This window comes from Rhizobium sp. Leaf384, from assembly GCF_001424065.1.
GTDB lineage: Bacteria > Pseudomonadota > Alphaproteobacteria > Rhizobiales > Rhizobiaceae > Ferranicluibacter.
In genome coordinates, this window is the sequence record NZ_LMQE01000005.1 from 594,201 (window position 1) to 608,268 (window position 14,068).

The following is a 14,068-nucleotide window of genomic DNA, read 5'->3' on the forward strand; positions in this document are numbered from 1 at the left end:
ATTGCGCCTTGCTGCCGCCGTCCCGCCGCTCCTATAAACGCTGGACAACGACTTGTCAGCCTTGCCAAAGTCCGTTTCGTCAAGTGAAGTTCCCCGGATGCGCCCTGCCCTTCTCGATCCGCTTTTTGCCTCGCTCGATACGCTTCCCGGCGTTGGCCCCAAAGTCGGCGAATTTCTTGCCCGGCTTCTCAACCGGGAGAGCATCGAGGAATGCCGGGTGGTGGATCTGCTCTTTCACGCCCCGCACTCGATCGTGGATCGCCGTCATCAGCCGGGTGTTGTCAACGCGCTGGCCGGCGCCATCGTCACCATTAAGGGCCGGGTCGATCGCCACGTGCCTCCTCCGCCCGGACGTTCGTCCATGCCCTACCGCGTCTTCCTGCAGGACGACACGGGGGAGCTGGCGCTGACCTTCTTCAAGGTCAAGGGCAACTGGCTGGAGAAGCAGCTGCCGATCGATGATGTGGTCATCGTCTCGGGCAAGGTCGACTGGTTCAACGGCCGGGCGTCCATGGTGCATCCCGACCTGATGGTGCGCGAGGCGGACGCGGAGACGATGGCGCTTGTCGAGCCGGTCTACGGGCTGACGGCCGGGCTCTCGCCGAAAACCCTGCGGCGCACCGTCGAGGCGGCCCTGACCCGTCTTCCGCAGTTTCCCGAATGGCTGGACACATCCCTTCTCGACAAACAGGAATTTCTCACGGCGCGCGAAGCCTTCATCGCTTTGCACGAACCACGCGATGCGGCCGACATCGATCCTCGCGCACCGGCAAGACGCCGTCTCGCCTATGACGAGTTTCTGGCCGGACAACTGTCGCTCTCCCTCGTTCGACAGCGCCTGCGTGCCCTCCCGGGGACGCCCGTCGCGGCGACGGGTGCCCTCAGCGGCCCCGTCATCTCCGCTCTGCCCTTTTCCTTGACCGGAAGCCAGACGGCGGCCGTCTCCGACATCCTGGCCGACATGGCGCGCGAAGAACGCATGCTGAGGCTCCTGCAGGGCGATGTCGGCTCCGGCAAGACCGCGGTGGCGCTGATGGCGATGCTCGCGGCCGTGGAAGCCGGTGGACAGGCAGCCCTGATGGCGCCGACCGAAATCCTCGCGCGCCAGCATTTCACCACCCTCAGCCGCCTTGCAGGTCCCGCGGGCGTTCGGATCGACGTTCTCACGGGACGCACCAAGAGCCGCGAGCGCGACGCCGTTCTGGAACGGCTGGCGTCCGGCGAAACGGACATCGTGATCGGCACCCATGCCCTCTTCCAGGACACCGTCGCGTTTCACCGCCTGCTTCTCGCGGTCGTCGACGAACAACATCGCTTCGGCGTCCACCAGCGTCTGCGACTGACGGCAAAGGGCGTGTCCCCGCATATGCTGGTGATGACCGCGACGCCGATCCCGCGCACGCTGGTGCTTGCCGCCTTTGGCGATATGGACGTCTCCAAGCTCACCGAAAAGCCCGCGGGCCGAAAGCCGATCCAGACGGTGACGCTGCCGACGGAGCGGCTGGACGACATCGTCGAGCGCCTGCGTGCGGCGATCGCGGACGGCAAGAAGATCTACTGGATCTGCCCGCTGGTCGAGGAGTCCGAACTGTCGGATCTCATGTCCGCGGATGAGCGTTTCCGGATTCTCGTCGCCCGCCTCGGTCCGGTCGCCGGACTGATCCATGGTCGCATGGCCGGCCCGGAAAAGGACGCGGCCATGCTCGCCTTCAAGAACGGCGAGACACGGCTGCTTGTCGCCACCACGGTGGTTGAAGTCGGCGTCGATGTGCCGGACGCGACCATCATGGTCATCGAGCATGCCGAGCGTTTCGGGCTTGCGCAGCTTCACCAGCTGCGCGGGCGCGTCGGGCGCGGCAGCGAGGCATCGAGCTGCATCCTGCTCTACAAGGGACCGCTCAGCCTGACGGCGCATTCCCGCCTGTCGATCCTGCGCGATACGGAGGACGGCTTCGTGATTGCCGAAGAGGATCTGAAGCTGCGCGGCGAAGGCGAGCTGCTCGGCACCCGGCAATCGGGAACACCCGGCTTTCGTATCGCCAGCCTCGAGGCGCATGCCGATCTCCTGGAGATTGCCCGAAAGGATGCCGCCTACGTGATCGAGCGCGATCCGGACCTCACGACGCCGCGCGGCGAAGCGCTCCGCACGCTCTTGTACCTTCACCGCCGCGACGAGGCGATCCGCTTTCTCCGGGCGGGCTGACGCTCAGGGCTCGATGACGACGGGGACGGGCTCGGCGACCTTGCGGCCCTTGCGCGCCGGCGCGGCCACCGGCCCACCTTCCGGTGGCGTGACCAGACCGACCGAGATCACGAGCTTGGCGGCATCCTCGGCGCTCATGTCGAGGGGTACGATCTTTTCCCGCTGCACGAAGACGAGAAAACCGGCCGTCGGCACGGGGGTCGGCGGCATGAAGCAGGCCACCATATCGCGCCCCATCGCATCGAATTTCGAGGCGATTTCGCCCTTTGCATCGGTGGAGATGAAGACCAGCGACCAGAGACCCGCGCTCGGATACTCGATCAGCGCCGCCTTGTTGAACGGCGTGCCCTGCTCCTTAAGAACGGTTTCGAAGATTTGCTTCAGGCTCTTGTAGAGCCCGCGCACGAGCGGCGTGCGGTTGAGCACCTGCTCGCCGACATTGACGATCGAACGTCCGATCAGGTTCTTGCCGAGAAAACCGATGATGGTGATGATGATCAGCGCGATGAGCAGGCCGAAGCCTGGCACCGCGAAGTTCAGGTAGCTGTCCGGATTGTAACGGGCCGGAATATAGGGCTTCACCCAGCTGTCGGCCCAGCGCACAAAGCTCCAGGTCAGCCACAGGGTAATGGCGATGGGCGCGCAGATGACAAGCCCGGCCAGGAAGTTGTTCCGCAGCCGGGTCGCAAGGGAGATACGCGTCTGAGCTTCCGTCATGCTGATTCCATCGGCGCCGAGATGCCGCCACGCCACGATGATATGGCGTTGCGGCCAAGCGGACAATGGCAAAAGCCGCAGTGCAGCACGGCGTGCTGCGACCGCGTCTTGGCCGGACTATTCGACCGTCACGGACTTCGCCAGGTTCCGCGGCTGATCGACGTCGGTGCCCATGAAGACCGCCGTGTGATAGGCCAGCAGCTGAATCGGCAGCGAGAAGATCATCGGCGATATCAGATCGTCGACGTTCGGCAGCACGATTGTGCTCATCGTCTCCAGCTTCGAGGCGTTGGCACCCCGCTCGTCGGTGATGAAGATGATCCTCCCGCCGCGCGCGGCGACCTCCTGCATGTTCGAGATGGTCTTCTCGAAGAAGCGGTCATGCGGTGCGATCACGATCACCGGCATGTTCTCGTCGATCAGGGCAATGGGCCCGTGCTTCAATTCGCCGGCAGCGTAGCCCTCGGCGTGGATGTAGGAAATTTCCTTGAGCTTGAGCGCGCCCTCCATGGCGAGGGGAAAGCTCGTGCCACGGCCGAGGTACAAGACGTCCCGGCACTTGGAGAGATCGCGCGCGAGGCTTTCCATCTTCGGCTGAATCGTGTTCAGCACCTGCGCCATGATCCGCGGCATTTCGACGAGGTGCCGGACGAGAACGCGCTCCTCCTCGGCGGAAATCGTTCCCCGAGCCCGACCTGCACCGACGGCGAGCGCTGCGAGGACCGCAAGCTGGCAGGTAAAGGCCTTCGTGGAGGCGACGCCGATCTCCGGGCCAGCCAGGATCGGAAAGACGGCATCGGACGAGCGTGCAATGGTCGATTCGCGCGCGTTGACAACCGCCCCGATCGTGAGGCCCAGATCCCTGCAGTAGCGGAGCGAAGCGAGCGTGTCGGCCGTCTCGCCGGATTGCGAGATGAACAGCGCCGCCGCGTCGGACGAGAGGGGGATGTCCCGATAGCGGAATTCGGAAGCGACGTCGATTTCGACGGGAAGCCGGGCATAGCGCTCGAACCAGTATTTGCCGATAAGCCCGGCCAGATAGGCCGTACCGCAGGCTGCGATGGCAAGGCTCGGGATGCGCTCGAAATCGATCGCCGACGCCGCCACGCTCACGCGGTTCTCGGTGAAATCGACATAGTGCCCGAGCGCATGGGAAATGACCTCCGGCTGCTCGTAGATCTCCTTCTCCATGAAGTGCCGGTGATTGCCCTTGTCGACCATGTAGGCAGCGGCGATCGACACCTGGCGGGGCCGCGTCACCTGCCGGCCGTCATGATCGAGGATCTCGACGCCGTCCGCGGTCAGCACCGCCCAGTCGCCATCGTTGAGATACGTGATTTCGTTTGTGAACGGCGCCAAGGCAATGGCATCCGAGCCGAGAAACATCTCGTCCCGCCCGTAACCGACAGCCAGCGGCGGGCCGGACCGGGCCGCAAGAATCTTGTTCGGCGTATCGGCGAACAGGACGGCAAGCGCGTAGGCGCCGGTGACGGACCGCAACATGGCCTGCATGGCCTGCCGTGCATCGAGCCCGTCCCGGCGCAGCTTGGCGAGCAACTGCGCAACGACTTCGGTGTCCGTCTGGGTCGAGAACGTCGCGCCTGCGGCGACCAGCCCGTCCTTGATCTCGGAGAAATTCTCGATGATGCCGTTGTGCACGACGGCCACACCGTCGGTAAAATGCGGATGGGCGTTGTTTTCCGTTGGCGCGCCGTGTGTCGCCCAGCGCGTGTGGGCGATGCCGATCGCGCCGGGAAGCGGATCGCCGGCAAGCTTCGTCTCCAGGTTGAACAGCTTGCCTTCGGCCCTGCGCCGATCGAGCTGCCCTTGGTGGATCGTGGCGACGCCCGCGGAATCATAGCCGCGGTATTCGAGCCGCTTGAGCGCATCGACCAGCCTCTCCGATACGGGACGCGCTCCGACGATGCCGACGATGCCGCACATAACTTTCTCCGATCCTGTTAGCCCCAGACCTTATGGACTAAGCTGACTACTGTTTTTTTCAAAGCGAGCAACCGGCCCACCGTCACTTTCGGTGTCAGCCGGTAATGCGGCACCGCGCGGGAGGTGCGCTCAGGCCTTGGGCTTTCTTGCCGCCTTTTCCGCGAGATACCGCTCGCGCAGCACCTTTGCGTGGCCCGGCTTGTTGGCCTGGCGCGCCCGACCGAATGCGGCAGCATCGTCAGGCACATCGTCGGTGATGACGCTGCCGGATGCGATCAGGGCGCCGTCGCCGATGGTGACGGGCGCCACCAGAGAGGCGTTGGAGCCGATGAACGCCTTTGCGCCGATGCGGGTAACGTGCTTGTTCACGCCGTCATAATTGCAGGTGACGGTTCCGGCGCCGATATTGGCTTCCGGGCCGATGACGGCATCGCCGATATAGGTCAGGTGGCTCACCTTGGCCCCCGCGCCGATCTCCGACTTCTTGATCTCGCAGAAATTCCCGACCTTGGCGTTCGGGCCGAGATGCGCGCCCGGACGAAGGCGGGCGAACGGCCCGACGTTGGCCCCGGCCGCGACATGTGCCCCTTCAAGATGCGAGAAGGCGTGGATGACGGCATCGCGCTCCACGGTGACGCCCGGGCCGAAGACGACATTGGGCTCGACGAGCACGTCTTGTTCGAGTTCGGTATCGTAGGACAGAAAGACGGTTTCCGGCGCAATCATCGACACGCCCGCGATCATCAGCGCGTGGCGCCGACGCGCCTGCCACGCCGCCTCGATCGCAGCCAGTTCCGCGCGATTGTTGCACCCCATGAGTTCGGTTTCAGGCGCTTCGATCGCGATCGTCTTGCCCCCGGCTGCCCGGGCTACTTCCACCACGTCCGTCAGGTAGTATTCGCCCTTGGCATTGTCGTTGCCGATGGCATCGAGAAACGCGAGGGCCCGCCGACCGTTGATCGCCATGAGACCGCCATTGCAATAGGTGATGGCGCGCTCGGCTTCGGACGCGTCCTTTTCCTCGCGGATCGCCAGCAGCGCGTCGTTCTCGATGATGAGGCGACCATAGCCGGTTGGCCGCTCCGTGCGAAACCCGATGACGACGACATCGTCGCCGGCCGCCAGGCGCGCGCGTGCCGCCTTGAGCGGGCCGGCCGTGATCAGCGGTGTGTCGCCGAAAACGACAATGACGTCGTCATAGCCCTTCGCGATCGCCTCGCGCGCCGCGAGCACCGCATGCCCCGTTCCCAGACGCTGTGTCTGCAGATGGGTGCTGACAGGCAGATCCGCCCGGCGCGCCGCAGCGGCGACCGCATCGGCATCGCGACCCACGACCAGAGCAGCCGCCTCAATGTCGGCACCGGCAAGCGCCTCCATCACATGTGCGATCATCGGGCGCCCCGCAACGGGATGAAGCACCTTGGACACGGACGACTTCATCCGGGTGCTCTCGCCGGCGGCAAGAACGACGGCAAGACAGGAGCGGGCTTGGGTGTCGGGGATCTGGCTCATCAATGTCTCCTGTCTCGTCCGGCCGGACGCCGGACAGATCGTCTGCCTCATAGTACAAAAGGTCGGGATTCGCGAAGCCGATTTGCAAGCCGTGCGAGACGCGGGTCTGGCACGCGGCCGGGGCGGACTTTGGCACGGCGGTCCGTTAACGCGATGAAAAGATCGCGATGCGATAAGCAGGATAGTTCGACAACTCAGCCGCGTTGAGGCGATCCATGGCATCCGTCGCGAATGAAATGCTCGCAGCGCCGGACGGCCTCCGCGTTCGCCTGAAGCGGCTGGCGCCTCTCCTCACCCTCGTCGCAGTTCTGCTGCTGCTGCCACTCGCCCTTGTGACCACCATCCCCCAGCTGATGGGCGCGATGATGTGGGATCTCTACATCTATCTCGACGTGACCAACCGGATATCCGGCGGGCAGATACCCTCCGTCGATTTCTTCGCGCCGGTCGGCGCCCTCGGTTATTATCTCTTCGCCGGCCTGAACCGTGTCTTTCCGCAGGGACACCCCCTGCTCGTCTCCGCCTGGTCGCTTCTCGTCGTCACCGCGCCCCTGATGGCCGTGGTGCTTCTGGACGTTCAACGCCGCTCGACCGCGCTCGCCTTTGCCCTGCTGGTCCCATTCCTTCTCTACGCCCTCTTGCCCTTCAACATCGGCAACTTCTACCCCTACCCCGGCGCCGAGGGCTTCGGCATCTACAACCGACAGGTCTGCCAGCTTCTCTACGTTTTGTCGGCAGCTCTGGTCTTCGTGACGAACGGCCGAAAACTCTGTGGCCTCGTGGCGGTCGCCATGCTCGCCCTGTTTTTCACGAAGATCACCGGCATCATCGCCGGTGCGCTCATGTGCACGATGGCGCTCCTTGCGGGGCGGCTCCGCCTGACGTCTGCCCTGATGGCCGCCGGCATCTTCGCCGCCGTGCTCATCCTTCTCGAAGGCGCAACCGGCATCGTGTCTGCCTATCTGGACGACATCCTCGCGCTCTTGCGTCTCAACGACGAAACGCTGCTGCCGCGCCTGCTGCGCGCCGCGTCGATGAACATCGGCATCTCGCTTGCAACCGCCGGCCTCTGCCTTGCGCTTCTCCTCGGCAATCTCCCCCTCGTCCGCGAAAGGCTGCAGGCTGTCGCGCGCCGCCCTTCGACCGGGACGATTGCTGCCCTGCTCGATCTTCCCTTCGTGTGGATTTCCGCCTTCCTCCTCGCCGGCCTGTTCTTCGAAAGCCAGAACACCGGCAGCCAGCCGCTGATCTTCCTTTTCCCGCTCGTCTTGTCGGTCGTTCTCGATCAGCACCGTGACCATGGAAACACGGTGCGCTCGGGCGTTGTTGCCGTGCTCGCGCTCGCCGTGGTCATCCCGCCAGCGCTTTTCATCGTGCAGAAAGCGAGCCGCGCCGTGGTCGGCATGCTGGGGACCGTGCCTCTCGAGCATCGGAACCTTCGCACACTCGGCGCCTTCGCCATCCGGCCGGAGTTCGCGGCGCGCGCCCGATTGATGGAGGCGATGTTCGTCGAGAACCGGAAGGCCTTCGATACGCTGGCGGACGCCGGCGAGCCGTTCTCCGTCCTCCTGTTCAGCGACTTCGACTTCCAGTGGGCCTGGCTCGAAAACGCCGATCGCGCGATCTCCGCCGTTCTGGCCCTGGAGGCCCGCGACGACGTTCGATTCGAGACGGTCATGTCGATCGATTTCGTCAACCCGTTCCCGTGGCTGATGGACCGACAGGCGCCGCGCGCCATCGCCGTGGGCGCCGACCCAACACGCGCCGTCCCGCCGCCGGGCGCTGCGGAAGAGGCGGCGATCCGCGCCGTGGATCTTGCCCTGATGCCGACATGTCCGGCCACGCCAACGCAGACGCGGCTGCTCGAGCTCTACAGTCCGGCCCTAAGTCCGACGCACACGCAAATCGCCCTCACGCCCTGCTATGACGCCTTCATCCGCAACGAACTTGTTCGACCCGTCCGGCGCGCCGCGGAGTGACGGTCAGGATCGTTCCGCGCCCTTTGCGATTTCTCCTTAAATTGATTCCGATTTCGAAATTTATGCAGTAAGGAACGACACGGTTTGCCACGGGGCGAACGCGTGTTTTTTCGGTTGAGGTGCGCAGTCTAATGTTGGAAATGCTGAGGAGAGGCGCCCAGACCTGGGTCGTCAAAGGCCTGTTGATCATTCTCGTCGCCTCGTTCGCCGTGTGGGGCGTTTCGTCCACGATCGCACCGAGCGCCGCCACCTCGGTGGTGACGGTCGGCGACGTCAAGGTCTCTCCTGCCGACTTCCGGCTCGCCTATGAGCGGCAGCTGGCCCAGCTCTCGCGCCAGTTCGGCACGCGCCTGTCGCGCGATCAGGCCCGCGCGTTCGGCGTCGAAGCCCAGGTCTACTCGCAGCTCGTTGCGGGCGCGACGCTCGACCAGCTGTCGAGCGACATGAACCTCGGCCTGTCGCAGGATCGTCTGGCGACGCTGATCAGCCAGGATCCTGCCTTCCGCGCCGTCAACGGCCAGTTCGATCGCACCATCTTTTCCAGCGTGCTCCGCAATGCCGGGCTTCGCGAGGTCGACTACATCACGAACCGCAGCCAGGTCGCCGTGCGGTCGCAGGTGGTCGAGGCTCTTTCGGATGGCTTCAAGGCCCCGTCCGTTCTCACAGATGCGCTCAAGACCTACCAGAACGAGACCCGCTCGATCGATTACCTCCTGCTCTCCAACGCCAATGTCGACCCGATCAAGGCCCCGGCCGACGACGTGCTGGCGCCTTGGTTCGAAGAGCACAAGGCCGAGTACCGCGCACCCGAAATGCGGAAGATCTCCTACGTCAAGCTGGAACCGTCTGACATCGCCAATCCGGCCGCCGTCACCGACGAGGAACTGCGCGCCGACTACGAGAAGCGCAAGGCAAGCTTCAGCACGCCGGAAACGCGCACCGTCGAGCAGCTGACCTTCGCCAGCCGCGCGGATGCGGATGCCGCGGCGGCAAAGCTCGGTGCCGGCACGACCTTCGATACGCTGGTGTCCGAACAGGGCAAGACATCCGGCGACGTCCTCCTCGGCGATTTCACGCGCGAGCGGATGCCGGATGCAAAGCTGGGCGATGCCGCCTTTGCCGTGGCCACGGATGGCGGCACGACGCCGGTTGTCGATGGCGCCTTCGGTCCGGTTATCCTGCGCGTCACAAATCTCCGCCCGGCCGTCACCCGGTCGTTCGACGAGGTCAAGGAAGAGCTCCGCCAGGAGGTGGCGCTGGCCAATGCGAGCAACGAGATCACCGCCATTCACGACAAGTTCGAGGATGCCCGCGTTTCCGGCGCGACGCTTCAGGATGCCGCCACGGAAAGCAATCTGAAAGCTGTCTCCATTCCCGCCGTCGACGCGCGCGGCAACGACGCACAAGGCGAGAAGATCGCCGATCTGCCGCAGCCGCAGGAATTGCTGGCCGAGATCTTCAAGACGGATCCCGGCGCCGATGCCCTGCCGATCAACCTCGGCCGGGATGGGTATGTCTGGTTCGAAGTCGACGATGTGATGCCGGCACGGGACCGGACGCTGGACGAATCGCGCGAGAAGGTCGTGGCCGACTGGACAGCCGAGCAGCAGCGTGCCGAACTGGCAAAGCGCGCAGCCGAACTGAAGGCGCGTGTCGAGAAGGGGGAAACCCTGCAGACCATCGCGACGGAACTCGGCATCGCCGTGGAGACCAAGACGGGCCTGCGGCGCACCGCACAGGATGCCGCCCTGTCGCCGGCTGCCGTCACCGCAGCCTTTGGTGGCCCCAACGGCCTTGTGGCAAACGCCGCCGGCACGGATGGCGAAGGCCAGATCCTGCTCAAGGTCACGAGCGTCGAGAACAGCACAGGCGATGCGCTGGACCAGGACAACCGTCAGGTGGATGCCATCGCCCAGGCAAGTGGTGACGATATCCTCGACCAGATGGTCACCGAGCTGCAGACCCGCTACGGCGTTTCGATCAACCAGCAGCTGGCGGAAGCGTCGCTGGCGCAGCGGTAGGCGGGCACGGATGGCGGACCTCAAACCCTTCATCGCCAAGGTGGCGCTCGGTCAGGCGCTCGACCGGGACGACGCGCGCGCCGCCTTCGAGATCATCATGTCCGGCGCCGCGACGCCCTCGCAGATCGGCGGCTTCCTGATGGCGCTCCGTGTGCGCGGAGAGACGGTCGATGAGATCGTCGGTGCGGTCGGCGCCATGCGCGCCCGGATGCTGACCGTGGACGCACCGGCGGATGCGATCGACATCGTTGGCACCGGCGGAGACGGCGCCGGGACCTACAACATCTCGACCCTTGCCGCTCTGATCGTGGCGGGTGCCGGCGTTCCTGTCGCCAAGCACGGCAACCGCGCGCTGAGCTCCAAATCCGGAACGGCCGATGCGCTGTCCTGTCTCGGCGTCAAGCTGGATATCGCGCCCGACGTGATCGCTCGTTGCATCCGCGATGCCGGCGTGGGCTTCATGTTCGCGCAACAGCACCATTCGGCCATGCGCCATGTCGGCCCCACCCGGGTCGAACTCGGCACCCGCACGATCTTCAACCTGCTCGGCCCGCTTTCCAATCCCGCCAGCGTCGGACGGCAGCTTGTCGGCGTCTTCTCGCCGCATTGGGTGGTGCCCGTGGCCGAGGTGCTGCGCGATCTCGGATCCGTCAGTGTCTGGGTCGTCCATGGCGAAGGTCTGGACGAGATCACCACGACCGGCACGACCCGTGTTGCGGCAATCGAGAACGGTGCGATTCGTACCTTCGACCTCACCCCCGCCGATTTTGGTCTCCCGACCGTCGATCTTGCCGCTCTGAAGGGCGGCGACGGCGCGCACAATGCAAAGGCGCTGTCCGGCGTCCTTGCGGGCGATGTCACGCCCTATCGCGACATCTCGCTTGCCAATGCCGCTGCCGCGCTGGTCATCTCCGGTCGTGCCGGATCGTTGACCGAGGGGATGGCAATGGCGCGGGAAGCGCTCGAGACTGGCGCGGCACGGGCAGCGCTCGAGGCGCTCGTGCGCGTCTCCAATACAATGGAGGCCTGACATGAGCGACATTCTGCACCGCATCGAAGTCTACAAGCGTGAGGAAATCGCCGCCGCAAAGGCACGCGTCCCGCTCGACGACCTCAAAGCCCTGATCTCCGGCCAGGAAGCCCCGCGTGGCTTCCTGAAAGCGCTCGAGGCGAAGCGGGCCGCTGGCCGGTTCGGTCTGATCGCCGAGATCAAGAAGGCCAGCCCCAGCAAGGGCCTGATCCGGCCCGATTTCGATCCGCCCGCGCTCGCAAAGGCCTATGAGGACGGCGGGGCGACCTGTCTGTCGGTTCTGACGGACGGACCGAGCTTTCAGGGCGCACCCGACTTTCTCACCGCCGCGCGCGCCGCCTGCGCCCTGCCGGCACTTCGCAAGGATTTCATGTTCGAGACCTATCAGGTGCATGAGGCCCGCGCCTGGGGTGCCGACTGCATCCTCCTCATCATGGCGTCGCTCACCGATGACGACGCGCAACGTCTGGAGGACTGCGCGTTCGACCTCGGCATGGATGTGCTCGTCGAAGTGCATGACGAACCGGAGATGGAGCGCGCCCTGCGGCTGTCGTCGCCCCTTCTCGGCATCAACAACCGCAACCTGAAGACCTTTGCCGTGGACCTTGCCGTGTCCGAGCGGCTTGCGCCCATGGTACCGGACGACCGGCATCTCGTCGGCGAGAGCGGCATCTTCACCCCCCTCGATTGCGCGCGGCTGAAGGCGGTGGGAATCGGCACGTTCCTCGTGGGCGAGAGCCTGATGCGGCAGGACGACGTGGCCGCGGCCACACGGCGCCTGCTGTCCGATGCGACACGGCAGGCAGCCGAGTGATGTCCGGAACGCCGCTCACCCATCTCGGCGAAACCGGCGAGGCCAGCATGGTCGATGTCGGCGACAAGAGCGAGACCGTCCGCATCGCCGTGGCCGAAGGCTATGTCCGCATGCAGCCGGAGACGCTGCGCATCATCCTGGCCGGCGACGCCAAGAAAGGCGACGTCATCGGAACGGCGCGGCTCGCCGGCATCATGGCGGCCAAGCAGACGGCAAACCTCATTCCGCTTTGCCATCCGCTGATGCTCAGCAAGGTCTCCGTCGACATCCGACCCGACGAAACCCTGCCCGGCCTGCGCGTCGAAACGCTGGCCAAGCTCAACGGCCGTACCGGCGTGGAGATGGAAGCGCTGACGGCGGCAAGCATCGCCTGCCTGACGATCTACGACATGGCGAAAGCCGTCGATCGCGAGATGGAGATCGGCGGTATCCAGCTTCTGAAGAAATCCGGCGGACGTTCCGGTGATTATATCCGTGGTCGCGACGAGACGGGCGCCGCATGAGCCTGCTTCCCGTCGAGACGGCGCTTCACCGCCTGCTGTCGGCCGCGAGCCCGGTGACCGAAACCGAGTGGGTCGCCATTGCAGACGCACAAGGGCGCGTGCTGGCGCAGGACGTCGCGTCCCGGATCACGCACCCCCCCTTCGATTCGTCCGCGATGGACGGATACGCGCTGCGCAGCGCCGACATCGCGGAGCTGGACACCCACCTGACCGTCATCGGGGAGTCCGCCGCCGGCAGCCGCTTTTCGGGGACCGTCCTTGAAGGACAGGCCGTGCGCATCTTTACCGGCGCACCTGTCCCCCAGGGCGCCGACACGGTTCTGATCCAGGAAGATGCGGAAAGGCTGGAGGGCAGCCGTATCCGGACCCGCTTCGTGCCGGCAAAGGGTCGCCATATCCGCCCGAAGGGGCAGGATTTCCGCGAGGGCGACGTCGTGCTGCAGGCCGGCGAGCGCCTCGATTCCGGCCGCCTCACCGTTGCGGCGGGCATGAACCATGACAGGCTGCCCGTCTACCGGCGCGTGCGGGTTGCCATCCTTGCGACCGGAGATGAACTGCTGCCGCCGGGAAGCACGCCTGGTCCCGACCAGATCATCGCGTCGAACACGCTCGGCATTGCTGCCATCGCGCGGGAGAACGGCGCGGAGGTGATCGATCTCGGCATCGCACCGGACCGACGCTCGAGCATCGAGGAAAAGCTTGCAGTGGCACGGACGACAGGTGCGGACGTTCTCGTGACGCTGGGTGGCGCCTCCGTCGGCGATCACGACCTCGTGCAGTCGACACTGGTCGGCGCCGGCATGGAGCTCGACTTCTGGCGGATCGCGATGCGGCCCGGCAAGCCGCTGATGGTCGGCCGCCTTGGCGAGATGCAGGTGCTCGGCCTGCCCGGCAATCCGGTCTCCAGCCTCGTCTGCGGCTTCCTGTTTCTGGAGCCGCTGGTTCTTGCCCTCGGCCACCTGCCCGAGCGAAACCGTCTCGCCACCGCGATCACCACGAAGGCGCTTTCAGCCAATGACAAGCGCCAGGATTATATCCGCGCGAAACTCGACCGTCTGCCGGACGGGCGCATGTCGGCCACCCCCTTCGAGCGACAGGATTCCTCGATGATGCAGATCTTTGCGCGCGCCGATGCGCTGATCGTCCGGCCGCCGGAGGCACACGAGACCGAGGCGGGGTCTGCCTGCACCGTGTTCATGCTCCGCGACGTCCCCCTTCTCTAAAGCGCGTTGCGTGAAAAAGGATTCACGCAACGCGCTTTAAGGTCATGTTCTGATGCATGTCGTTTCCCGAAACCGCTGCACACGTTCGGGCGACATGCATGAGCGATCGTGGTTCGAAGCCC

Annotated in this window: 10 protein-coding genes; 7 read left to right on the forward strand and 3 right to left on the reverse strand. The window is 65.2% G+C overall.

Annotated elements, in window-relative coordinates; genetic code table 11:
• Positions 1-97: 97 nt before the first annotated feature.
• Positions 98-2,203, forward strand: a complete 2,106-nt coding sequence (recG, locus tag ASG25_RS11235) for an ATP-dependent DNA helicase RecG (protein WP_062473494.1) — start codon at positions 98-100, stop codon at positions 2,201-2,203.
• A gap of 3 nt (positions 2,204-2,206) precedes the next feature.
• Here recG and ASG25_RS11240 read toward each other — a convergent pair whose 3' ends face one another.
• The 3 genes from ASG25_RS11240 to glmU form a co-directional block, all read right to left on the reverse strand.
• On the reverse strand, positions 2,207-2,920 hold the full coding sequence (locus tag ASG25_RS11240; protein ID WP_062473497.1) for a DUF502 domain-containing protein: 714 nt from the start codon (positions 2,918-2,920) through the stop codon (positions 2,207-2,209).
• A 117-nt stretch (positions 2,921-3,037) separates the two neighbouring features.
• Positions 3,038-4,864 (reverse strand): glutamine--fructose-6-phosphate transaminase (isomerizing), encoded by a 1,827-nt coding sequence (gene glmS, locus ASG25_RS11245; RefSeq protein WP_062473499.1) that lies wholly within the window; start codon positions 4,862-4,864, stop codon positions 3,038-3,040.
• A 129-nt stretch (positions 4,865-4,993) separates the two neighbouring features.
• Positions 4,994-6,376 (reverse strand): bifunctional UDP-N-acetylglucosamine diphosphorylase/glucosamine-1-phosphate N-acetyltransferase GlmU, encoded by a 1,383-nt coding sequence (gene glmU / locus ASG25_RS11250; RefSeq protein ID WP_062473502.1) that lies wholly within the window; start codon positions 6,374-6,376, stop codon positions 4,994-4,996.
• A gap of 215 nt (positions 6,377-6,591) precedes the next feature.
• Between glmU and ASG25_RS11255 the strand changes: the two genes are divergently transcribed.
• The 6 genes from ASG25_RS11255 (at position 6,592) to glp (ending at position 13,946) form a co-directional block, all read left to right on the forward strand.
• On the forward strand, positions 6,592-8,355 hold the full coding sequence (locus ASG25_RS11255; protein ID WP_062473505.1) for a hypothetical protein: 1,764 nt from the start codon (positions 6,592-6,594) through the stop codon (positions 8,353-8,355).
• Between the two features lie 131 nt (positions 8,356-8,486).
• Complete coding sequence (locus tag ASG25_RS11260) at positions 8,487-10,376, forward strand: peptidylprolyl isomerase (RefSeq protein ID WP_062473507.1); 1,890 nt, start codon at positions 8,487-8,489, stop codon at positions 10,374-10,376.
• Between the two features lie 10 nt (positions 10,377-10,386).
• The gene (gene trpD, locus ASG25_RS11265; RefSeq protein WP_062473510.1) at positions 10,387-11,406 is read left to right on the forward strand and encodes an anthranilate phosphoribosyltransferase; all 1,020 of its coding nucleotides are present in this window, start codon (positions 10,387-10,389) and stop codon (positions 11,404-11,406) included.
• 1 nt (position 11,407) lies between these two features.
• On the forward strand, positions 11,408-12,220 hold the full coding sequence (gene trpC / locus ASG25_RS11270) for an indole-3-glycerol phosphate synthase TrpC (protein ID WP_062473512.1): 813 nt from the start codon (positions 11,408-11,410) through the stop codon (positions 12,218-12,220).
• A complete protein-coding gene (gene moaC, locus ASG25_RS11275) occupies positions 12,220-12,723 on the forward strand; it encodes a cyclic pyranopterin monophosphate synthase MoaC (protein WP_062473515.1) in 504 nt (167 codons plus the stop codon). The genes trpC and moaC overlap by 1 nt, the downstream gene beginning before the upstream one ends.
• Complete coding sequence (gene glp, locus ASG25_RS11280; RefSeq protein ID WP_062473518.1) at positions 12,720-13,946, forward strand: gephyrin-like molybdotransferase Glp; 1,227 nt, start codon at positions 12,720-12,722, stop codon at positions 13,944-13,946. Before moaC ends, glp begins: the two co-directional genes overlap by 4 nt.
• Positions 13,947-14,068 lie beyond the last annotated feature (122 nt).

Excerpts from the sequence above, each read along its gene's own strand:
- ASG25_RS11255 (WP_062473505.1), top strand. The coding sequence starts at position 6,592 with ATGGCATCCGTCGCGAATGAAATGCTCGCAGCGCCGGACGGCCTCCGC.
- glmS (WP_062473499.1), bottom strand. The coding sequence starts at position 4,864 with ATGTGCGGCATCGTCGGCATCGTCGGAGCGCGTCCCGTATCGGAGAGG.
- trpC (WP_062473512.1), top strand. The coding sequence starts at position 11,408 with ATGAGCGACATTCTGCACCGCATCGAAGTCTACAAGCGTGAGGAAATC.
- trpD (WP_062473510.1), top strand. The coding sequence starts at position 10,387 with ATGGCGGACCTCAAACCCTTCATCGCCAAGGTGGCGCTCGGTCAGGCG.
- recG (WP_062473494.1), top strand. The coding sequence starts at position 98 with ATGCGCCCTGCCCTTCTCGATCCGCTTTTTGCCTCGCTCGATACGCTT.
- glp (WP_062473518.1), top strand. The coding sequence starts at position 12,720 with ATGAGCCTGCTTCCCGTCGAGACGGCGCTTCACCGCCTGCTGTCGGCC.
- glmU (WP_062473502.1), bottom strand. The coding sequence starts at position 6,376 with ATGAGCCAGATCCCCGACACCCAAGCCCGCTCCTGTCTTGCCGTCGTT.
- ASG25_RS11240 (WP_062473497.1), bottom strand. The coding sequence starts at position 2,920 with ATGACGGAAGCTCAGACGCGTATCTCCCTTGCGACCCGGCTGCGGAAC.
- moaC (WP_062473515.1), top strand. The coding sequence starts at position 12,220 with ATGTCCGGAACGCCGCTCACCCATCTCGGCGAAACCGGCGAGGCCAGC.
- ASG25_RS11260 (WP_062473507.1), top strand. The coding sequence starts at position 8,487 with ATGTTGGAAATGCTGAGGAGAGGCGCCCAGACCTGGGTCGTCAAAGGC.